Source organism: Alteromonas sp. PRIM-21 (assembly GCF_027563165.1).
Taxonomy (GTDB): Bacteria; Pseudomonadota; Gammaproteobacteria; order Enterobacterales; family Alteromonadaceae; genus Alteromonas; species Alteromonas macleodii_A.
In genome coordinates, this window is sequence record NZ_JADOEK010000012.1 from 103,610 (window position 1) to 124,451 (window position 20,842).

Sequence of the window (20,842 nt, forward strand, 5' to 3'; positions counted from 1 at the left end):
AACTTAATGAGAATGTTTCTTATTTGTAATTGTTGATTGTCAAATGGAGTCACCCTTGAAAAAGTTAGTCTTAGCTGGTGCAGTGTGCACACTATCCAGCCCAGTAGTATTCGCGCAATCCTTAGAAAACCAAAACGAAGAAGCCAAGTCTATAGAGCGAGTTGCTGTGGTAGGCGCAGCAACTAACTTAAGCATTACTGCTGAAGATATTGACCAGTTTCAGGCAAATGACTTAGCGGATATTTTCCGAGAGTCGCCGTCGGTCAGTGTTGGCGGTTCAGTGGGTGTAGCACAAAAAATCTTTATTCGCGGGCTAGAAGACGCGTACTTGAATGTAACCGTAGATGGCGCACAGCAAACCTCGACGCTATTTCACCACATTGGTCGCGTTACTTTAGACCCTGATCTTTTAAAGCAAATTGATGTGCAGGCTGGTGCCGGCGAAGCGACAAGCGGCCCAGGTGCTATAGGCGGTTCAATTCGCTTTAAGACCAAAGATGCACAGGATTTATTAAAAGACGACGAACAATTTGGCGGTCGAGTAAAGGCGAGTTATTTCTCAAACGATGGTACCCGATATAGCGGCAGCCTTTATGGGAAGTTAAGTGATTCCTGGGGCTTACTGGGTTACTACAGTACGGTAGATAGAGATAACTTTGAAGATGGTGACGGCAATGAAGTACTAGGTACTGCCGCAGATCAAGATCTCATGTTCCTTAAGGCCAGTGGTTACATTGCGGATAATCAATACCTTTCATTAAGTGCAGAGCAGCGCGATGAAGAAGGTGAGTTTTCGGCAAGACCTAACTGGGTAGTACTTGAAGGTGCTCCGCTTTACCCTAGTGAAGCAGAGCGTGATACTTATGTTGCGAACTACCGTTTTGACCACAGTGCGATGGTGTTTTTAGAAGCTACAGCATATCAAACTTCATCGTCATTCCGTGGCGGACGTTTTGACTGGCTGTCTGAGATTGACACCTATGGGTTTGATATTAGAAATACGAGCGACGTTACCAATCATGTATTTACCTATGGTATCGATTATCGCAAAGATGAAGTTGAGAGTGGCCCTGGAACAGGCCCTGTTCAAAATGCAGAAGAAGGTAGTGTCTTAGGTATCTATGCACAGGCTCATAGCAATATTACGCCAGAGTTGTTGCTAAGTTACGGTGTTCGCTACGATAACTTCGACTTCCAGCAGCAAATTTTAATTGATGACTATTACGGCACACCAGTTACCGATGAGCCATCTGGACTAGACGACAATGAACTTAGTTTTAACGTCGGTCTTGAGTATCAACTTACCGAAGCTTGGACCCTTGGCCTTGGCTACGCAGAAGCGGCTCGTGGCAAACAAATTGGTGATGGTTTCACGCTAGATGAGTACTTATACGATGGGGAAGACATTCCTGTTGTTGGTAGCGAGGTTGTGCCTGAAACAGTCACCAATATCGAAGCGTCAATCGAATACAGTGCTAATAATCTAAATGCGCGCCTTAGCGCTTATGAATCTACCATTGATGATGTGCTATTTAGCGGTTATCAAGGTAACTCGGTATTTAATAATATCGGCGACCTAGAGTCATCTGGCGTAGAGTTTAACCTTGCGTACCGCTGGGATTCTGTTGACCTGTACTTTGGGTTTTCAAGCGTAGACGTTGAGTTGATGCCTCGTGAAGATCTATACAGCGTGCCTTATAACAGCATCGATATTAACGGGTACGAGTTTGTTGGCTTAGGTAATAGCCGCGGCGATACCTGGGTACTCGGTGCAGATTACACGGTTACTGCTGACATCAGCATTGGCTTTAACATTACTATGGTTGATGATATCAATATAGATACCCTTCATCAGGCCTTAGAAAATGGCTGGACTGATTCGCTTTATTCACTTAACAAAGCAGACTACACCCTAGTGGATATTTATGGCGAATGGGAAGTAACAAATGATCTTAGCGTCAACCTTGCTGTTACTAACCTGTTTGATGAAGCCTATATCGACCATTCAAGTGTGGGTGATTACAGCGAAGTATTCCCGAGCGTTGTTGGCCCTCAAGAAGCTGGGCGTGATATTCGTTTGTCACTGACTTACGATTTCTAAGTAACGCCTTTAGATGAACTTTTCCACGTTTAAAAGGTGGGTCTTTTGGGCCCACCTATTTGCTGGCTTATTGGCCAGCATTGTCGTTTTTATCATGGCTTTTACTGGGGTATTGCTAACTTACGAGCGCCAGTTTAAAGAGCTCAGTGAAATGGCTTATGCGCAAACCATTGATATTGAAAAGTCGGTGATCTCGACTGACCAAGTTGTATCAATACTTCGCGAAAAGCACCCTGACGAAGCGCATATTTTCGTTCGATGGCTAAATAGCGAAGGAGCGGCCATTCCTGCGTGGGCGGGCGAGCATAGCTATCTTATTCACCCCTATACCGGAGACATATTAAGAGAGGGTGAAGGGGTTGTTGAAGAAGTATTTCATGTCATCACTGACCTCCATCGATACCTCTTAATGGAAGGCGATTACCAATTAATTGGCAAAACCATAACGGCTTATAGCAATCTTATTTTTATTTTTTTGCTGTTATCGGGTGTCATCATTTGGTTGCCGAAACACATATCGAAAAAGTCCTTAAAGCAGCAAATGTGGCTGCGACAAAAATACGCAAACAAACAACATCGACGCCGACATTGGCATTTTGTTTTTGGTATGTGGTCACTGCCTTTTTTACTTGTGATTGGAACGACGGCTACGCTGTTTTATTTTGAATGGGCTAACAAGGCACTGTATGGCATGTATGGTGAACAAGTACCTGCACGCGAAAAGAAGGCAATGCCCGAAACGCTAGACGCCGACGTTGTCAGTTACCACATGTTATTTAATAAAGCGCAGCAACACGCCAATGAGCATGGCTATCAGGATTGGTACTCCATGTGGATGGAAATTGGTAAAAGTGAGGGCGTTGCACGATTTTATATTGATAAGAGTATCGGTCACCGCCAAGAGCTAGCATATTCTCTGTATTTCGACACAGGTACTGGTAAAGTCGCTAAAGTTCTACACAAAACAGATTGGCCAAAAGGAAGCCAGGCTTGGGGCACTTCTCGGTTTCTACATACCGGAGAATACTTTGGCTTTGTAGGCCAGACTATAGCAGGATTGGTTAGCCTGCTTTGCTGTATCTTAGTTTATACCGGCACACTACTTGGTGTGAAAAGGCTTCTCAACTTGCGAAAGCAGCATCAGAAAACTTAGGCAGGGTGATGGTTACCGTCAGCCCTGTCTGCTTGGTTGCGCTTGCATCTTTATTTAGATAAGCGTTATTGAGCTGCTTATCGCCTTTACTTGCGCGATTGCATGCTGATATGTCGCCGCCGACCGCGGCAATTTGGCGTTTCGCCAGTGCAAGCCCAAGGCCAAACCCAGAGCGCTTTGCAGCATGAACATAGTTTTTCGTTGCACGCGCCTTGTCTACCCTGAAAAAAGGTTCAAATATGGCGTCAAGCATTGATTCAGGGACGCCGGTGCCCTCGTCTGTAACAGTGATAACGTAGTTATTGTTATCGCTGACCAAGGTCACGCTTACTTTGCTTTGCTGCGGGGTATGGCGCAAAGCATTGCGGACAATATTCTCTAATGCCTGCCCCAAAGCAAGCTGACTGCTTTTTTCTATACTCGCACATTCCGGCGTGCTTACGCATAATGTTCTATCAGGGTATTCAAAGCGGGCATCTTCACAAATAACGTTGATAAGCTCTACAAGATCAAAATCATCGCTGTTTAATTGAGGTGACTCTGTATTTAGCCAGGCAAAGGTTAGGGTATCTTCAACAAGCTCTCTCATTGTGCTTGCTTCATAGCGCAGGCGGGAAAGGGCTTGTTCACGGTTAATGTCTTGTTCTACAAAGTCTATCGCCATATCAATGCGAGCAAGCGGCGTGCGAAGCTCGTGAGAAAGGTCTGCAAGCAAACTTCTTTGGTTATAAATGAGACTGCTCGTTCTTTGTGCCATTTTATCGAAGGTTTGAGCAAGTGTAGTAAGTTCATCATTTCGCTCGGGCATCGTAGCCATTGCACGGGCTTCTAAGTTACCGTTAGCAAAATCTTTTGTTGCCCTTTCTAACTGCTTAAGTGGTGTCATAACATGTCGATAAAGCATAAAGCTCAATAGACTTAGTATGACTAAAGGTAATGCAATTTGTAATGATAGACGGGTGGCGAGTAATAATGAGCCTGGGCGCATCCGCTGTGGAAGCTGAATCAAAAAGTGCGTGTTGTTGTCTACAAAAGGCACTTCCATTACGGGGTTTTCAGAGAAATACAAATGTATTTTCCATTCAGGGCTTCGCCCAATTTGAAACCTATCAGCAAACTCATCTAACATCTTGGTATCTGCGAATGTTGTCATTTCAGAGTTAAGCACAGCAAGCCAGGTGTTCTCTTTCGCTCTTATCTCTTTTAAGAAAACGGCTAACCCTTCTTCTCCCTTTTCCAGATAGATTTTTTCGGCTTCCTTCCCATAGGCGTAAAGGGTTTCTTGATGAACCTTATCTAGAAAGCTCATGCTAGTTTCGGTGTGATTAGTAAGCCAAGCAATGGCCCAAAATAGCAAAACAGTACCAACCGCGATGAATGCACATAGCCGCCAAAGCAATTTATTTTTCACGAAAAGCGGTATCCTTGTCCATGAACCGTGGCAAGGCGCTCAGGGGGCATACCCGTTTCAACTAACTTTTTGCGTACTCTAGAAAGGTGCATATCTAGGCTTCGGTCATATCGAGAAAAGGGTTTATTGAGCACACTGTGGTAAAGAAATGCTTTACTCAAGGTTTCGCCCTTGTTTTCTACGAGCATCCAAAGAAGCTTGAATTGTATAGGTGTAAATTCGAGTAACTTAGCGTGGTATTTAGTCACCTGTTGAATGCGATTTAGATAAAGCACATCCACCAATATTTCTGACTTTTGCGTACCTGAACTATTCATCGCTTTGCTACGCCGTAGTATAGCGTCGATGCGAAGCATCATTTCTGTAAAATTGAAGGGCTTAGGTAAGTAGTCATCTGCGCCTTTGCGGTAGCCTTCAATTCGCTCTTGCTCGGCACCAGATGCTGTAATCATCATTACAGGGGTTTGTTTAATTTGCCTAAGTTGATGCAACAATGAGAGACCATTTAACGATGGAAGGCGTATGTCGAGCAATACAAGGTCAAAGTTTTCCTCAAGCGCAGCGTGCAATCCGGCATGACCATCGTTTTCATGGCGAGTGTCAAACCCTCGAGCCTGCAGTAGTTGAGTTATTTGTTCACTTAACGTCGCGTCATCTTCAATAATGAGTATTCGTGTTTTACACATAACGGCTTAAGAAATAAATTTTAGTTTATATTATTAATAATAATTATCATTTGCAACTTCTCTATTTATGACGATAGTACGCGCTTTGTGCGTTATTCGACTGATGAAAATGAAAAAGCAACTAGTCCCCGCTATGTTTGGGGGTAATTTTAAATGAAGGTGAGAAGGTGTCTTTTTAACCGTTGTCTATCATTCGGGTCTTATCACTAACAAACTTGCCATTGTGGTTATTCTTTAGTCAAATAAGAACTAATGTTATTTTCAAGGATTGAAGGTGTCTGAACTAAGAAGTAGTGCTTTTATTGCTTTATCTATTGTTCTTTGCGGTTATATAGGGGTTTGGGCATACTTGATAAATGAGCGGCCTGCTCAACTCTCAGCGCCTTATAAAAGCTGCATTGACAGTTGCAGGGCGAATATGGAGTACCTGCTTTCTGATTCCGAGAGTTATCAATACGCTTCAATGCATAACGCACTCAATCAAATTTTCAAGCCGTACGCTGAAGAAGAGGTGGGTTATTACATTTCCTGTAACTCAAAACGGTGTGCACTTTGGGTTTATGTAAATACGCCATCAAAATTGCCTCCCATACTTCGCCGCCTAGAAAATGAAGTTTCTCCGTTTTTTTACACTGAATCACCTCTTTTTCAAGAGGGAGACGGCAAAGCTATCTACTCAAATTATTCTATTTATCCGCAACTTTACCAGCAATCTTTTGGCATTTTCCACGCCACTCATCATCAAGCGGTTCCAGCTTAGCTAGCTTTTGAGCAAGTGCTTTGTCGGCTTTCGTATGGGCACATTGCATTAAGGTGTGGACATTAACGGTATCGTCCTCACGGTGCAGCAGTGTTACTTCGTCGCCAACGTTAATGGTGCCGGTTTTAATAACTCGGTAGTACCAGCCAGTAATGCCTCGTTCTCCAACAAATCTATCTAAGTTGGGGATGCCAAAGCGGTGAGATATTTTATTGCAAGGGGCACGCGGTGCACTTACTTGCAGCTCTACATCGCCGAACTTCCAGATATCTCCAATATAAACAGTGGCATCGTCCATGCCTTCTACACTGATGTTTTCGCCAATACTGCCTAGCGAGAATTCGCCTTCAGGAAAGTGTTTTCTTAATGTCAGGTAGTTGGTCGGATTGAACTGATGCAGCACTTTTTCCGGTCCACCGTGAAGGCGTTTGTTGGCCTGCTCGTCTTCATCGGTTCTGTCTGTATGTACCGTTAACTTTTCGACGGAGGTTTTAACAATGCTACTTGGTGCCCCACGAGGCCCAAGTGGCTGAGGTCTTCCAGCAAACAAAGCGTTAACAGTAAAGGTGGCAGACATGGCAACTCCAAAAAATATTTTTGTGTATTTAAACCTTTCTACTATAGGGTACGACTAACCTTATAACACTAACAAGTGCTAATGCTAATCAGCATCACAAATAACAAAGAGAAAAGAATGGAACACACACAACAACGTGTTGTACACGCCAATGTGGTGTTTGGTAACAAAGGCGAACACGAGCTTATATGTAAGGCGAACACGAGCTTATATGTAAGGCGAAAGAGGGCGACAAACAAGCGTTTAGAGCTCTTTACGACGAATATGTTGGCCGAGTCTACGCACTGTGTTATCGGCTTACTGGTGAAAAAGGAATGGCAGAAGATGCGTCTCAGGAAGTCTTTATTCAGCTGTGGAAAAAGCTTGATAATTTCGACGGGCAAAGCCAGTTTTCTACGTGGCTACATAGCGTAACGGCAAACATTACCATCTCTTACATGCGCAAACAGAAAGGCTGGGTGCAGCGCATGTTTAACTTGGAAAATAGCGGCATTAGTGAAATGCCGGCTCAAGAGAATAGTACCGATGTGGATTTAGAAGCATTGATTATTCGCCTACCAGAGCGTGCCAGAATGGTTTTTGTACTCCATGCACTTGAAGGATACCGCCACGAAGATATTGCCAACATGTTGAACATGGCTGTGGGCTCAAGCAAAGCGCAATTTTTTCGTGCTAAGCAATTATTGAAAGATTTTATGGGAGTCGATGATGAGTGATTTTGATGACAAGCTTGCTCAGCATGTGTCTGGGTTAGCGAAAGAGAAATATCCAGAACGGGATCTATGGCGTGGAATTGAGCTAGGCATAGCGTCTCAACAGGGCGATGCTTCAAATGAAGAGACCTCGCCTTCTAGGGTAACTTCAAGTCAATGGATGGCTATAGCTGCCAGTGTTTGCTTGGTCACTGTCTTGTGGTTTGCTGCTCCCTTTGCTTTCAAAAGCGATGAAAGTCGAAGCAGTGGATACGCGTTGATTGATGCAATGAGCAGCCAACAGCAAAAGCAGGTTAACAGCCTGCTAGCAAGTTATGAAAGTACTCCTGCGCTAACCCAAGACTGGCAGGAACAGCTGAAAGAATTAGATGATGCCGCAGATGTTATTAAGGCGGCGTTAAAAGACGATCCAGACAACTCAGCATTGATAAAAATGCTGCATCACGTATATCAACAGCAAATTGCCTTAATTGAGCGAGTGCACGCGCCAAAGTGGCAGCAAATTTAATAAGGGCTTCAAATGAATACAAATATGAAAAACACAATATCGGATAAGTTAACGCACACGTTCAGCTCATCTAACGGGGTTAAAGCTTTACTAACTACAGCATTATTAAGCATCGCTACTGCCGCATTCGCGGGCGAAAAAGTTGATAAAACCATCGATACCTCATCCTCTCCTAAAATTGATATTGAACATATTGATGGAAAGGCTGATATCCGTGTCTGGGATAAAGCTCAGGTTCGGGTAACAGGAGAGCTCGGCGACCAGACCGAAGAATTTATTTTCGAAAAGCGCGGCGATGTTGTTGTTATTCACGTAGAGGTGGAGCACCACTCAAAGAGTTGGTATCAGAAGAGTCGAGATGGTGATGATCTAACTATTTACGTGCCATCGGCAAGCGATCTTCATTACACCGCAGTCAACGCAGACGTTAAAGCTGAAGGAATAACAAAAGCGGTAGATGTAGAGGTCGTTAACGGCAATGTGACATTAGAAAACATTGGTGAGCGCGTAGAGGTTGAATCTGTGAATGGCGATATTCTATTAAAGAACGTTAAAGGCCGGTTAGAAGCTGGCACGGTTAACGGCGATTTAGAAGCTACTCACGAAGGCACTACGCCTGTGAGTTTTACAGCAGTAAATGGAAAGCTTGATATCGCATCGAGCAGCCCTGATGTATCCGTTGAGACAGTGAATGGACGTATTGAGCTATCGTTGCAAAATATTGATAGCCTGCAGATAAATACCGTTAACGGTCGTACTTTTGCTAAATTGGGGCTGAATGCGAATGGCAGTATTAAAGCTAATTCGGTTGGTGGTGCGATGGAATTTATTTTTCAAGATGAAGTATCAGCCCAGTTTGATATAGAGACACATGCAGGTGGAAATATTGTGAATAATATTAGCGGCGAAAAAGCACAAAAGCCAAAGTATGGGCCTGGAAGCTGGTTGCGCTTTATACACAATGGTGGTGCTGCGAGCGTCGATATTTCAACGGTACACGGGCGTATAGAAATAGATCGAAAATGAATAAGCTATAGTAAGCTTGATAGGGACTTTAGCTTGAAAAAAGCAATTTAGACCACATTTATTAATTAGCGTATGTGGTGGTGATAGAAAAGCTGCGTATAAACGCAGCTTTTTTTGTTTAGTCGCTAAATGTTGATATTTCGACGCTTAGTTAGAACTATAGGGAAAGTTTAAAACTCTATACTCAAGTGGCTTCAAGTGAACTTTTTATATAGCTTTTACGTTAAACTACCTGATTTTAATAAATTTTATGTACGGAGAGTAAATTGAGTATTGTTGGACACGTCAAAAGGTTTTGGCGATTTCATAGCCTAATTATCGGTGCGTTTGGGATATGTGCGCTAACCTTAGGTTGTGCTGTTCAAGAGCCCGCTTATTACGAAGGAACCTGGGTTGTTACTAAAGCTTACAACGTAGGCATTACCGCTCACTCAACTGCTGAATCAGAGCAGTTTCTTGGGCGTTCTGTAACCTACGAGAAAGAGAAGGCGAAACTTGATCAAGCCTTTTGCGAGTCGCCTATTTATACATCCAAAGAGTTGAGTGGAAGTGACTTTCTCGCTACTTTTGGCGCATCGCCCTCGTCACTAGACTTCAGTGATGACAACATCACCCAAGTGAGTTTGGCTTGTTCAGATAACAACGCAACCATGGGGTCGACACTAGTTTTTCAAGAAAATATCAACACTTACACCTTGATAGATGGCACCTTTTTGAAGCTAGAAAAAACACTTTAGCTTAAGCGGCCTTTTTAGGCTCTCGTGATAAAAGACCTGCTTCCTTTGTTGAGAGATGTGCGTTAAAAGCGCATAATATCCAACTGACTTTTGTGCATTGGAATAGGCTTTACTTGTGGCGTCTGCGTCTAACAACGATAAAAATGTTGATAAATTGAAGGTTCCCCCTCATAGCATTGAGGCCGAGCAGTCTGTTTTAGGCAGCATGCTTATCGACCCCGAAAGCTGGGATAAGGTCGCGGAACTTGTTACCGATAACGACTTTTACAATCGTTCACACCAAATAATCTTTCGTGCTATCACGCGATTGCTTAATAGCAGTCAGCCGATAGATCTTATTACCGTATCAGAAGAGCTTGAAAAGCACGATGAACTAGAAGATGCAGGTGGTTTTGCTTATCTCGGCGAGCTAGCGAAAAATACCCCAAGTTCTGCAAACGTAGTCTCTTATGCGCAAATTATTAGCGAGCGTGCTATTACCCGTGAACTTATCGGTGTTGCACACGAAATTGCTGAAGTAGGCTATAACCCTGAAGGCCGTGACAGCGCAGATATTCTCGACCTTGCTGAAAGTAAAGTCTTTGAAATAGCAGAGCGAAGAACCGGCGAAAACGAAGGCCCTCGCGATGTCGAGTCTATCCTAGGTAAGACCATCGACCGTCTAGAAGAGCTGGTAAAAACCAATAAAGAAGTAACGGGTGTTACAACGGGCTTTACCGACCTAGATAAAATGACCAGTGGTATGCAGCCGTCGGACCTTATCATTGTGGCAGCGCGTCCATCAATGGGTAAAACCACCTTTGCCATGAACTTGATTGAAAACGCCATGATGGCAGAAGAGAAGCCAGTACTGGTTTTCAGTCTTGAGATGCCGTCTGAACAAATCATGATGCGTATGTTGGCGTCATTAAGCCGTGTTGATCAAACGAAGATCCGTACCGCTCAGCTAGACGATGAGGACTGGGCGCGTATATCTAACACTATGGCTATGCTTAAAGATAAAGATAGCCTGTTCGTTGATGACTCTTCGGGTCTAACACCTATGGATGTGCGAAGCAGAGCCCGTAAACTCGCGCGGGAGCGCGGCGGGATAAGCCTTATCATGGTGGATTATCTTCAGCTAATGCGAGTACCGTCGCTAAGCGATAACCGTACATTAGAAATTGCCGAAATATCACGGTCATTAAAAGCGCTGGCTAAAGAACTGGAAGTGCCCGTAGTTGCACTGTCGCAGCTTAACCGTACGCTAGAACAACGTGCCGATAAGCGCCCCGTTAACTCTGACCTTCGTGAATCTGGTTCAATCGAGCAGGATGCCGACCTTATCATGTTTATCTATCGTGATGAGGTTTATCACGAAAACAGTGAATATAAAGGCATTGCAGAAATCATTATTGGTAAGCAGCGTAACGGTCCAATTGGTACCTGCCGACTTACCTTCCAAGGCCAGTTTTCTCGTTTTGATAACTACGCAGGCCCAGCCATCGCAGATGAGTACTAACGCCCTATCGTTGGTCGAGTTAATTGTCTAACTAACTTTCAACTAGCGATTGAATAGCGTGCTGCATTCGTTTCTGCAAAACGCTATTTAGGGCGGGTCGATAGATACAAAAAAGGCGCCTTTCGGCGCCTTCTTCAATTCATACTATATGAATTACTTTTCTTCAGCTACTTTCACTGTGTCTTTAACTGTCACTGAAATGCGACGGTTAACACGGTGTGCTTCAGCATTATTGCCTTCGTCTAGAAGCTGAGTTTCACCGTAACCGATAGTCTCTAGGCGAGAGCTGTCGATACCGTACATGTCTACCATTACTTCTTTGAAGTTAGCAGCACGACGCTTAGAAAGGTCCATGTTGTACGCTTCAGAACCTGGTGCAGAAGTGTGACCTTCTACTACGGCAGTTGTTGAAGGATACTGCTTCATGAACTCAGCAAATTCAGAGATTTCTGGATCTTTAGGCATTTTAACAACAGCGCTTTCGTTGTCGAATAGAACGCGTAGTGTGATTTCTACCGTCTCTTCGTCAAACACTGTACAACCTTTAGCGTCTACTTTTACGCCAGCTGGTGTATCAGGGCACATGTCTTTGCTGTCTACAACGCCATCGTTGTCAGCATCTTTAAGCGCACAACCTTTAGCATCTACTTTAGTGCCAGCTGGAGTGTTAGGACACTGATCAACGCTGTTTAGAACGCCGTCGTTATCGTTATCAACGCTACAGCCAGTCGCATCAACGCGAACGCCAGCTGGAGTCATTGGGCACTGATCTTTGCCATCTACAACGCCATCGTTGTCGCTGTCTTTAGGAGCAGAAGGAGTACTCTTGCCAAATGGAATCGCAAGACCAACTTTTACACTGAAGTCGTTATAGCTTTCACCGAAATCGTGATACGTAGCAATCTCTGTGATTAGGCGAGCTGTCTCACCAACTTTCCAGTGTTTACCGATACCAATGTTGCCAAGTGTTGTAGAGTCACCAACTGATTGGCGCTTAACACCACCAAAAACAAACCACGCGTCATCCGGCATAAAGTATAGCGCGTCTACGCCAGTCATTTCGCCGCTGTCATCGCCGCCGTCACGGAAGTCTACAGACAATTTCGTGAATTCTACACGGGCAGCCCAGCTTTGAGTGAAACGGAATCCGTATTCGAACGTTGCACCTAAACCGTCGTCGTATACTTCACCTTCGGTAAGAGAAAGAGGGCGCGATTCGTCAGTATTGTAATGCATGCCCGAAATACCAAACCAGCTTTTGTACTCTGGCTCAGAAGAGTCTTGAGCAAATGCACTGGTAGATGAAAGTACAGCTAGAGATAGCGCTGCCATTTTAAAGTGTTGTTTCATAGTCACATCCTGTTTAACGTTGAGTGATTATCGATTTTAGATAATTTTGTGTTGTGCTTAGCGATATACGCCAGCACAAATTGTGCCATTTATAATATGGGTTAGGCTGCGATCCCTTGTAATGTGGCAATAATTGTTCGTCTTCCACCATGATCTCGGTGTTCACCGAGCATGATACCCTGCCACGTACCAAGTGCAAGTTTGCCTTGTTGGACAGGTATGGTAAGTTGACAGCCTAGTATACTCGATTTTAAGTGAGCAGGCATATCATCTTTACCTTCATAAGTATGCCTGAAAAAAGAAAGTTCTTCTTTTACACTATGGTTGAAGAAAGCTTCCATATCATGCCTTACAGTAGGGTCGGCATTTTCGTTTATCGTTAAGCTTGCGCTGGTATGCTGAAGCCATAGGTGTAGCAGCCCAACTTCAACATGGCGAATATTCGGTAGCGCAGATTCCACCTGGTCGGTTATCAGGTGAAATCCTCTGGGGTAACTGTCGAGTGTAATTTTTTCAGAGTGCCAGAAATTATTTGTCAAAACAGATTTCCAAGTGCGCTAAGCCTTCATCGCACATAAAGGGCAGAATAATTTTAGCGCCATCAACCTGATGGCTGATAGTGTGTTGCTTTCCCGATACTACGATAGGTGTCGCCATTCCGAACTCGAACCCGCGCTCTGCAAGATCTCGTTTTGCGTTTCCGCAAATCATATTGGTAACTTCACCAACCATATCACCCACTTCAGCATCGAGTTTTTCAGGGCGCTCTCCAACCATTCGCTCCATAATAGTAAGGGCAAGTGATTCATCAAACGTGATAGACATAGAGCCACGAACATCTGGACCTACCATGCCTATCAAGCCAGAAACGTCACCTTTAGCGATATCGCTTTGCTTGCGTTTGGGCTTGCCCGGGGTCAACTTTGTTTGTGCCATGGTCTCTAGCACGTTGAGCAGGCCGGCAATAAAAGGGTTCACAAAATCAGCATTCATGTACACTCTCCTGGGCAGTGTGCTCTTCGGTTTGTTGACAGTCGGCACATAATCCATGGGCCTCAATGGTTTGTTTTGAAACTTTAAAGCCGTGTTGTTTGGCTTGATTATCGAGGGTATCTTGAAGACCTTCAGATTGAATCTCAGCAACATCACCGCAGCTGTCACAAATTAAGAACTGAACGGGGTGGTTACATCCAAAATGGTAACAGGCTACGAACGCATTGGTAGACTCTAAGCGATGAATGAAACCAAAATCGAGAAGAAAATCCAAAGCGCGATACACAGTGGCAGGTTTTGCACTGGATTCTGTCTCTTTTAATGAGTCGAGTAGTTCATAAGCACCCATGGGGCCGTGCTTTGATACAAGAATCTCGTACACCTTTTCTCTAAGCGGTGTAAATCTAGCGCCGCGCTGTTCACAATACGCGCGTGCCTTATGAATAAGTGTGGTTTTGTTCATTGATGATAACCGTAAACTCGACTTTCATTGTTATATTAAAGCGCTACTTCTGGATCACGTTTGTTTGTGTGAACGTGAGCAATTAACTCATCTTCCAAGGCAAAACGCTCTTCTAATGTTTCTCCAAGCTTAGCTAAGGCGGAATCAAAGCCTGCAGCCTGCTCTGGCGTCACTGCTTGCGCAAACGTATCATTGAATTCAAGTGCGGCGTCAGTGGTTTTTGTCAATCTGGGGTAAAGTTTATCACGCAGTTTTATACCTTCGCTGTCGCTTTCAACTAAAATATCGAAAACTTCGAAATGTCCTGCAGAAAGATAATCGAGTAAAGCACCACAAAAGTTTGCTATTTCATCGGCATCGGGCAAACATTCGCTATGGTTGTTAATGCCGGCAAGTTCACAGTACGAGACTAATAAGGCTTGCCTATCTAATAGCCAACGGTCTATGACCTGACTTTTGCCACCCCATTTAGATTTTACGCTTTCCAACTGTTGCAACATTGTATGTGCTACCCGTTTAGCGACAATAAGTTTCAGTATAACACCGTGCACTAGCGACACAAATTTTGCACGAAAAAGTTTGCAGTAAAAACATAGTGCTAAGGCAGACTAACGCGAAGTGAACGAGTTATTGGTCTTGAATTTAGAAATTTTGAGCTGAATGTACAGTAACCTTTATCAGCCCTAGTGTATTATGAAGTACAGAAGCGCAGGAGTAACACTATATGATGATTAAATTAGATGAAGGGAAGTTGACCTTTCAGCAGGCAATGTGGGTGGTTTTTAGTCGTGGAAAAGTTCTAGTACAAGAATCATCTGAGTCTATTCCCGTTGCTTATCTGAGTGAAATTCCTTTCCTAGCGTCGTACGTAAATGAAATACATCAACTTCCGCCACTAAACGAAACTGCACACAGAGAATTACCTGTCTTCGTTGTAGATTTAGGCGCTGAACATGTAGAGGAACCCGGCTGGGAAAAAGTATCACTTAGACAACTTCTTTTTGCTGAATACGATATTGCTTTTTCTGTTATTGGTAGAGCATGGCAATACATTCATTTTTTGCGGACACACCAGTTTTGTGGCCAGTGTGGTGCGAAAACCGAGCGTGTAGATTGGGAGATGGCTATGCAGTGTTACCGCTGTCAGCATCGCACCTATCCAAGGGTGTCCCCATGTATTATCGTTTCTATTCACAATAATGAGAAAATACTATTAGCGAAAGGGGTTCGCCACAAAGAGTCTAATATGTATTCGACCCTTGCCGGCTTTGTTGAAAGCGGGGAGAGTTTAGAGCAAGCCGTTCATCGAGAAGTATTTGAAGAGGTTGGTGTAAAAGTTAAAAACCTGCGCTACTACAATAGCCAGCCTTGGCCGTTTCCCCATTCTCTTATGGTAGGTTTTATTGCTGAGTATGATGGTGGAGAAATTCGTTGCCAAGAAAACGAGATAGATGACGCACAGTGGTTTGAAGTGGATGCACTGCCGACTATTCCGCCTAAAGTGTCTATCGCAGGGCAGCTAATCGAGAAAACAGTGTCTCTCATCGGCGACAAATAAAAAACCCTACCGAAGCAGGGTTTCAATACGTTTAGCACGGTCCCATAAAGGGCTTCTTTTATTTAACGGTTATAGTAATAGCAAACACTCACTTTAAGTGCAAGTTACTTTTTAAACAGTATGCAAGGAATGTTCGTCTTTAATTATCGACACTACGTCGATTTGTTATTAAACCAGCGACTTTTTAATACAGGTTTTAGCACACCTCGTTCAGAATGCTGGTATACTTCGCGATTCAAATATATACAGTTATTTAGGTGAGTTATATGTCGCAAAATTTCCCCAGTGTTGATAAGCCCGCGTTGAAGAATGATCGTTACTTACGTGCATTACTTAAGCAGCCGGTTGATATGACACCTGTATGGATGATGCGACAAGCAGGGCGTTACCTTCCAGAGTATAAAGCGACCCGTGCAGTAGCGGGCGACTTTATGTCGTTGTGCAAAAATGCAGAGCTTGCCTGTGAAGTAACGCTGCAGCCTTTACGCCGCTTTCCACTCGATGCCGCTATTCTTTTCTCTGATATTTTGACTATCCCAGATGCAATGGGGCTTGGTCTTTACTTCGAGACCGGTGAAGGCCCACGTTTTAAAAACCCAATCACATGCAAAGCGGACGTAGATAAAATTGGTCTGCCGGATCCAGAAGGTGAGCTTCAGTATGTAATGAATGCTGTTCGCACCATTCGCCGAGAGCTAAAAGGTGAAGTACCATTAATTGGATTTTCTGGAAGCCCTTGGACACTAGCTACCTACATGATCGAAGGTGGTTCAAGTAAGGCCTTTACCAAAATTAAAAAAATGGCATTCGCGGAGCCAGCGACGCTGCACGCATTGTTAGCCAAACTAGCCGACTCGGTAACTGAGTACCTTAATGCTCAAATCGCAGCGGGCGCACAATCTGTCATGGTATTTGATACCTGGGGTGGCGTATTGTCTCCTCGTGACTATAAAGAATTCTCGCTTCAATACATGGAGCGCATTGTAAGTGGGCTAACCCGTGAAAATGAAGGTCGTAAAGTGCCTGTTACCTTGTTCACGAAAAACGGTGGTATGTGGCTTGAGTCTATTGCGGCAACAGGTTGTGACGCAGTAGGTTTAGATTGGACTATCGATATTAAAGAAGCCCGTGCACGTATTGGCGATAAAGTAGCGCTTCAAGGCAACATGGACCCTTCTATGTTATACGCTCAGCCGCAAAGAATTGAGCAGGAAGTGGCGTCTATTTTAGAAGGCTACGGCGAAGGAAGCGGTCACGTCTTTAACTTAGGGCACGGAATTCATTTAGACGTACCGCCTGAGAACGCCGGCGTGTTTGTTAACGCGGTGCACGACCTTAGTAAGCAATATCACAAGTAAGCGACTTCAGTAAAGGAAGTGGAATGAAAACGTGGCTTGTGTTGTTGCTGATAGCGTTTGCATTGGTAGCGGGGTATAAATTCTCTGGCTATCAACACCAACTCAGTGAATCCAATGCAGAGAAAGAGCGACTAACCAATGTGTTAGCGCGCTCTCGTGCCACGGAAACCAGTGAACTTAAAGTCATTAAGCCTGCTGCTAAGCTAGTAAAGAACGAAGTCGCCACAACGAACTCCGACACCAGCGTTGTGGATGAAGAGAAAGCTAGCGTTCAAGTTGTCACTCCCGACCCCTTTTATACGAAAACAGAGGGGTCACTTAATACCTTTTTTGCTTTACCTCCTAACAAAGAGCGCTTTGTGTTGGAAACGGTAAAATGTGGAAACGGGCTTTGCGAAATAACCGGAGAGTACGATGGCTCTGAAACCGAATTATCTTTGGTTATAGAAGCCTTAGAGAGAGAACCATGGTGGCAATTTGGCTCACCGACTATTACCACTGAGGTTGCACAGCGCGGCTTGAGACTCAATGTTTCTTTTGTTGCTTCACAGTTACCAAGCGCTCGCGTACAAAATCGAACTCGTGCCCAAGAGCGAACTCAAAATAGTGTTCAGACCGACTCTGACAACCAAATTGCATCAGCCCAAATAACATCTGCGGGATAGCCTTTAACCTTGGGTTTATTGCTTGGATTTACACGTAAATCTTATGCGTCTCTGGGTAAGCCTTTTTCAACAACGCGAATAAGTCGAGCTTGCTGTCTACTGTCGCCGCTAGAGGCCTGTTGCTTGCTTTGCTGTTGCGCAATAGCCCAATCAATGTGCCTATCTACTAGGTCGCTTACACAGCCCCGTCTTTCTTTTAAGAGCCGAATACTTTCTTCATTATAAGGAGCATTGCCTAACGCCACGGCGATATTTCTCTGCCACTTCTCAAAGCCGATACGCCTGATAGGTGAGCCTTCGGTATTGCGTAAAAAGGTTTCTTCAGACCAACTAAACAAATCATTAAGACTTTGACCATGCAATACCTGCCTAGGATGAAAGTCTTCTTCATTAGTGATATCGGCGAAACGATTCCAAGGACAGACAAGCTGACAATCATCACAGCCGTAAATGCGATTGCCCATCTTTGGTCGAAGCTCTTCAGGGATGTCCTTATCCGATTCAATGGTGAGGTATGATATACAGCGTCGACCGTCCACTTTATAAGGGGCTACAATCGCGCTCGTAGGGCATATAGTCAAACACGCTGTGCAGCTTCCACAGCCTTCTTCGATAGGGGCATCCACTGGCAGCGGTAAATTAATAAAAAGCTCACCTAGAAAGAACCAAGAGCCCGCTTCTTTATTGAGTGTCAGGCTGTGCTTACCGGTCCAGCCAATCCCCGCTTTTTCGGCGATGGCGTGTTCCAGAACAGGTGCTGAATCCACAAACGGGCGGTATTGGGTATGCGCAAGGGAGGCGGTTATTTTTTCGCCTAGCTGCTTTAAGCGCTTACGTAACACTTTGTGGTAGTCACGGCCTAACGCATAGCGGCTGATATAGCCTATTTCTGGCTTTTTTAAATGCTTAGCAAACGAGGCATCAGGAGGTAAGTAATTCATGCGAACACTGATAACACGCAGTGTACCTGGGACCAGTTCATCTGGCCGGGCACGCTTCATCCCATGGCTTTCCATAAAGGCCATATCACCGTGGTAGCTATTGTCTAACCATTCCTGTAGGTGTGACTCGTGCTGATGCAGATCAATATCGCTGATGCCAACCTGTTGAAAGCCTAGCGCTGTACCCCAAGCCTTGATATTGTTGGTCAATTCAACAAGGTCGATAGAACTAATTTCGGACATTTGCTTATGCTAGATACTCAATTAACGTCAAGTTTATCATACAAACTATTTCGGGCCGATCAGGTTAGGGAAAATGAAGGGCAAGCCGCCGCCGACTCTGGCTGTGACATGTTCACCTTAATGCAAAGAGCCGGTGACGTGGTATTTAAACAATGTTTAGAGCTAATGCCTAATTCAGACGTTTATTTAGTATTGGTGGGCCAAGGTAACAATGCAGGCGATGGCTACATTGCAGCCATCAACGCAAAACTCGCAGGTAAGCAAGTGCATCTATGTGCGGTGGAGCCTGAACGTACTCTCGACGGCGATGCGGGTAAAGCACAGCAGCGCTGGCTTGATGCCGGCGGCAGCATTAATGGGTTTGATGCGGCGTTATTGGACAAATCAGATGTAGTTATTGATGCGCTTCTTGGTACAGGTATTAACAGTTATATACGCAATGAGTTTGCTGATGTTATCGATGCCGTTAACTCGTCATCGACCCCCGTGGTGAGCGTGGATGTCCCCTCAGGACTCGATGCTAACACAGGTCAAAGTCTAGGACGCTGTGTTCAGGCTGATATAACGGTGACCTTCGTGGGTATAAAGCCCGGGCTTGTCACAGGAGCGGGCAAACAATCATGCGGCAAACTGGTTTACGCTGATTTAGGCATAGGCAAAGCCTTTCAAGCATTAGCCAAAGCTAGCGCGACCATGCTGAATATCGATCACTTCAAGGGGATGGGGCCTCGGGAGATCAACAGCCACAAAGGCACTTACGGGCGACTGTTATGCATTGGTGGAAACCGAGGGACTGCAGGGGCAATTCGACTTGCCAGCGAAGCGGCCCTTCGAAGTGGCGCGGGTATGGTGCGAGTGTATACCCATGAATCGTCGGTGGTTCAGGTAAGTGCAGGCAGACCTGAGCTTATGGTGACCGACTTCAATTTAGAAGATGCATTAGCTTGGGCGACTTGCGTGGTTATTGGCCCGGGTCTTGGTCAGGATGAATGGGCTGAAGAAGCATTTGAAACCACAATGAAACATTGCCAAAACCAAAATAAGCCTGTGGTTATCGATGCTGATGCGCTTAACCTTTTGTGTCAGCAGTCCACAGCGTACACCTTGTCGGACAGTATCTTAACGCCTCATGCGGGTGAAGCAGCGCGCTTACTGGGTGTTTCTATTGACGATGTAGAAAGTGACCGCTTTAACTATGCAAGACAGTGCTCACAGCGATACCACGCCGTCTGCGTACTTAAAGGGGCGGGCACGCTTATCGATAACGAAAAGAAAACCTGGGTTTGCCGTCACGGTAACCCCGGCATGGCCACGGCAGGAAGCGGTGACGTACTAAGCGGAATTTTAGGCGCATTGCTTGCGCAGGGTGTGGAAACGGATATTGCAGCAAAATATGGCGTAGTGCTTCATGCAAAGGCAGGTGATGATATTGCCCAACTGTATGGTCAACGTGGTATGATAGCGAGTGATTTGTTCGACGCAGTACGTGCGCTTATCAACCACTAAATAGGTTGGTTTTGTCTTGAACGGGCAGGCATCTACTGTGTTTCTTTACATTACTGTGGAATATTGTTGATGTCTTACCCGCACACCTCTTTTTTTGCTAATGAAGTAGATGACACCGCTCAGCTTGCCAAGGACTTAGCGCAAGCGGTTTCGAGTCAACTCCCTACCGATGCCGTTATTTATCTTGACGGCGACTTAGGGGCAGGGAAAACAACATTTAGCCGTTATTTTATTCGGTCTCTAGGTCATTCAGGTAGCGTTAAAAGTCCAACCTATACATTGGTTGAACCTTATGAGTTGGATAGCGTCAATATTTATCACTTCGACCTGTATCGCTTGTCCGATCCGGAAGAACTAGAGTTCATGGGAATTCGAGATTACTTCGGATCCGGAGCTATCGCGCTTATTGAATGGTCGGAAAAAGGCGGCGAATACTTGGCATCCCCAGACTTAGTGATTAGTATAAATATTACACCAGCGGGTAGGCAGTTCAATTTGGAAGCGAAAAGTGCTCACGGTGCTAAATTGCTTCAGCAATGTAAACGCGTGTAGCGAACATTTGAACTGAAAGAAACATTGAACAATTAGCGGC

General features: G+C 44.8%; 21 protein-coding genes. 12 read left to right on the forward strand and 9 right to left on the reverse strand.

Annotated elements, in window-relative coordinates:
- The first annotated feature begins 55 nt into the window (after positions 1-55).
- Both IW644_RS16205 and IW644_RS16210 read left to right on the forward strand, forming a co-directional pair.
- Positions 56-2,101 carry a TonB-dependent receptor gene (locus IW644_RS16205; protein ID WP_269918468.1) on the forward strand — a complete coding sequence of 682 codons (2,046 nt, stop codon included), beginning with the start codon at positions 56-58 and terminating at the stop codon, positions 2,099-2,101.
- A gap of 13 nt (positions 2,102-2,114) precedes the next feature.
- Positions 2,115-3,254, forward strand: coding sequence for a PepSY-associated TM helix domain-containing protein (locus tag IW644_RS16210; RefSeq protein ID WP_269918469.1), 1,140 nt, complete (start codon positions 2,115-2,117; stop codon positions 3,252-3,254).
- Here IW644_RS16210 and IW644_RS16215 read toward each other — a convergent pair.
- The 3 genes from IW644_RS16215 to IW644_RS16225 form a co-directional block, all read right to left on the reverse strand.
- The gene (locus tag IW644_RS16215; protein ID WP_269918470.1) at positions 3,223-4,665 is read right to left on the reverse strand and encodes a sensor histidine kinase; all 1,443 of its coding nucleotides are present in this window, start codon (positions 4,663-4,665) and stop codon (positions 3,223-3,225) included. The genes IW644_RS16210 and IW644_RS16215 overlap by 32 nt on opposite strands.
- Positions 4,662-5,351, reverse strand: coding sequence for a response regulator transcription factor (locus tag IW644_RS16220; protein ID WP_269918471.1), 690 nt, complete (start codon positions 5,349-5,351; stop codon positions 4,662-4,664). The genes IW644_RS16215 and IW644_RS16220 overlap by 4 nt, the downstream gene beginning before the upstream one ends.
- Before the next feature lie 686 nt (positions 5,352-6,037).
- Positions 6,038-6,688 carry an MOSC domain-containing protein gene (locus tag IW644_RS16225; protein ID WP_269918472.1) on the reverse strand — a complete coding sequence of 217 codons (651 nt, stop codon included), beginning with the start codon at positions 6,686-6,688 and terminating at the stop codon, positions 6,038-6,040.
- A 209-nt stretch (positions 6,689-6,897) separates the two neighbouring features.
- Between IW644_RS16225 and IW644_RS16230 the strand changes: the two genes are divergently transcribed.
- From IW644_RS16230 to dnaB, 5 genes are all read left to right on the forward strand, one after another.
- Positions 6,898-7,404 (forward strand): RNA polymerase sigma factor, encoded by a 507-nt coding sequence (locus IW644_RS16230; protein WP_269918512.1) that lies wholly within the window; start codon positions 6,898-6,900, stop codon positions 7,402-7,404.
- Entirely contained in the window at positions 7,397-7,909 is a 513-nt protein-coding gene (locus IW644_RS16235) for a hypothetical protein (protein ID WP_269918473.1), read from the forward strand. The genes IW644_RS16230 and IW644_RS16235 overlap by 8 nt, the downstream gene beginning before the upstream one ends.
- Positions 7,910-7,921: 12 nt before the next feature.
- Positions 7,922-8,935, forward strand: coding sequence for a DUF4097 family beta strand repeat-containing protein (locus IW644_RS16240; RefSeq protein ID WP_333473909.1), 1,014 nt, complete (start codon positions 7,922-7,924; stop codon positions 8,933-8,935).
- 266 nt (positions 8,936-9,201) lie between these two features.
- Entirely contained in the window at positions 9,202-9,672 is a 471-nt protein-coding gene (locus tag IW644_RS16245) for a hypothetical protein (protein ID WP_179984857.1), read from the forward strand.
- Positions 9,673-9,787: 115 nt separating this feature from the next.
- Complete coding sequence (dnaB, locus tag IW644_RS16250) at positions 9,788-11,173, forward strand: replicative DNA helicase (RefSeq protein WP_179984856.1); 1,386 nt, start codon at positions 9,788-9,790, stop codon at positions 11,171-11,173.
- A gap of 153 nt (positions 11,174-11,326) precedes the next feature.
- On the opposite strand, the gene IW644_RS16255 is transcribed toward dnaB, so the two are convergent.
- The 5 genes from IW644_RS16255 to rsd form a co-directional block, all read right to left on the reverse strand.
- Positions 11,327-12,523, reverse strand: a complete 1,197-nt coding sequence (locus IW644_RS16255) for an OmpA family protein (protein WP_269918475.1) — start codon at positions 12,521-12,523, stop codon at positions 11,327-11,329.
- A gap of 101 nt (positions 12,524-12,624) precedes the next feature.
- A complete protein-coding gene (locus IW644_RS16260) occupies positions 12,625-13,062 on the reverse strand; it encodes a secondary thiamine-phosphate synthase enzyme YjbQ (protein ID WP_269918476.1) in 438 nt (145 codons plus the stop codon).
- Positions 13,052-13,516 (reverse strand): chemotaxis protein CheX, encoded by a 465-nt coding sequence (locus tag IW644_RS16265; RefSeq protein ID WP_118491578.1) that lies wholly within the window; start codon positions 13,514-13,516, stop codon positions 13,052-13,054. Before IW644_RS16265 ends, IW644_RS16260 begins: the two co-directional genes overlap by 11 nt.
- Positions 13,506-13,979, reverse strand: coding sequence for a transcriptional repressor (locus IW644_RS16270; protein ID WP_118491580.1), 474 nt, complete (start codon positions 13,977-13,979; stop codon positions 13,506-13,508). Before IW644_RS16270 ends, IW644_RS16265 begins: the two co-directional genes overlap by 11 nt.
- Positions 13,980-14,014: 35 nt before the next feature.
- On the reverse strand, positions 14,015-14,479 hold the full coding sequence (rsd, locus tag IW644_RS16275; protein ID WP_179984853.1) for a sigma D regulator: 465 nt from the start codon (positions 14,477-14,479) through the stop codon (positions 14,015-14,017).
- A gap of 224 nt (positions 14,480-14,703) precedes the next feature.
- Here rsd and nudC point away from each other — a divergent pair, with 224 nt between their 5' ends.
- The 3 genes from nudC (at position 14,704) to IW644_RS16290 (ending at position 17,560) form a co-directional block, all read left to right on the forward strand.
- A complete protein-coding gene (gene nudC, locus IW644_RS16280; RefSeq protein WP_269918477.1) occupies positions 14,704-15,537 on the forward strand; it encodes an NAD(+) diphosphatase in 834 nt (277 codons plus the stop codon).
- 266 nt (positions 15,538-15,803) lie between these two features.
- On the forward strand, positions 15,804-16,895 hold the full coding sequence (hemE, locus tag IW644_RS16285; RefSeq protein WP_179984851.1) for a uroporphyrinogen decarboxylase: 1,092 nt from the start codon (positions 15,804-15,806) through the stop codon (positions 16,893-16,895).
- A 23-nt stretch (positions 16,896-16,918) separates the two neighbouring features.
- On the forward strand, positions 16,919-17,560 hold the full coding sequence (locus IW644_RS16290) for a hypothetical protein (RefSeq protein WP_269918478.1): 642 nt from the start codon (positions 16,919-16,921) through the stop codon (positions 17,558-17,560).
- Positions 17,561-17,601: 41 nt separating this feature from the next.
- On the opposite strand, the gene queG is transcribed toward IW644_RS16290, so the two are convergent.
- The gene (gene queG, locus IW644_RS16295; RefSeq protein ID WP_269918479.1) at positions 17,602-18,744 is read right to left on the reverse strand and encodes a tRNA epoxyqueuosine(34) reductase QueG; all 1,143 of its coding nucleotides are present in this window, start codon (positions 18,742-18,744) and stop codon (positions 17,602-17,604) included.
- 6 nt (positions 18,745-18,750) lie between these two features.
- Between queG and IW644_RS16300 the strand changes: the two genes are divergently transcribed.
- Positions 18,751-20,250 carry an NAD(P)H-hydrate dehydratase gene (locus IW644_RS16300; RefSeq protein WP_179984848.1) on the forward strand — a complete coding sequence of 500 codons (1,500 nt, stop codon included), beginning with the start codon at positions 18,751-18,753 and terminating at the stop codon, positions 20,248-20,250.
- Between the two features lie 69 nt (positions 20,251-20,319).
- Positions 20,320-20,802 (forward strand): tRNA (adenosine(37)-N6)-threonylcarbamoyltransferase complex ATPase subunit type 1 TsaE, encoded by a 483-nt coding sequence (gene tsaE, locus IW644_RS16305; protein WP_269918480.1) that lies wholly within the window; start codon positions 20,320-20,322, stop codon positions 20,800-20,802.
- Positions 20,803-20,842: the final 40 nt, after the last annotated feature.

Coding starts and splice junctions, on each gene's coding strand:
- IW644_RS16210 (WP_269918469.1), top strand. CDS start 2,115: ATGAACTTTTCCACGTTTAAAAGGTGGGTCTTTTGGGCCCACCTATTT.
- IW644_RS16220 (WP_269918471.1), bottom strand. CDS start 5,351: ATGTGTAAAACACGAATACTCATTATTGAAGATGACGCGACGTTAAGT.
- IW644_RS16225 (WP_269918472.1), bottom strand. CDS start 6,688: ATGTCTGCCACCTTTACTGTTAACGCTTTGTTTGCTGGAAGACCTCAG.
- IW644_RS16235 (WP_269918473.1), top strand. CDS start 7,397: ATGAGTGATTTTGATGACAAGCTTGCTCAGCATGTGTCTGGGTTAGCG.
- IW644_RS16240 (WP_333473909.1), top strand. CDS start 7,922: ATGAATACAAATATGAAAAACACAATATCGGATAAGTTAACGCACACG.
- IW644_RS16255 (WP_269918475.1), bottom strand. CDS start 12,523: ATGAAACAACACTTTAAAATGGCAGCGCTATCTCTAGCTGTACTTTCA.
- IW644_RS16265 (WP_118491578.1), bottom strand. CDS start 13,516: ATGAATGCTGATTTTGTGAACCCTTTTATTGCCGGCCTGCTCAACGTG.
- IW644_RS16270 (WP_118491580.1), bottom strand. CDS start 13,979: ATGAACAAAACCACACTTATTCATAAGGCACGCGCGTATTGTGAACAG.
- rsd (WP_179984853.1), bottom strand. CDS start 14,479: ATGTTGCAACAGTTGGAAAGCGTAAAATCTAAATGGGGTGGCAAAAGT.
- nudC (WP_269918477.1), top strand. CDS start 14,704: ATGATGATTAAATTAGATGAAGGGAAGTTGACCTTTCAGCAGGCAATG.
- hemE (WP_179984851.1), top strand. CDS start 15,804: ATGTCGCAAAATTTCCCCAGTGTTGATAAGCCCGCGTTGAAGAATGAT.
- IW644_RS16290 (WP_269918478.1), top strand. CDS start 16,919: ATGAAAACGTGGCTTGTGTTGTTGCTGATAGCGTTTGCATTGGTAGCG.
- queG (WP_269918479.1), bottom strand. CDS start 18,744: ATGTCCGAAATTAGTTCTATCGACCTTGTTGAATTGACCAACAATATC.
- IW644_RS16300 (WP_179984848.1), top strand. CDS start 18,751: ATGCTAGATACTCAATTAACGTCAAGTTTATCATACAAACTATTTCGG.
- tsaE (WP_269918480.1), top strand. CDS start 20,320: ATGTCTTACCCGCACACCTCTTTTTTTGCTAATGAAGTAGATGACACC.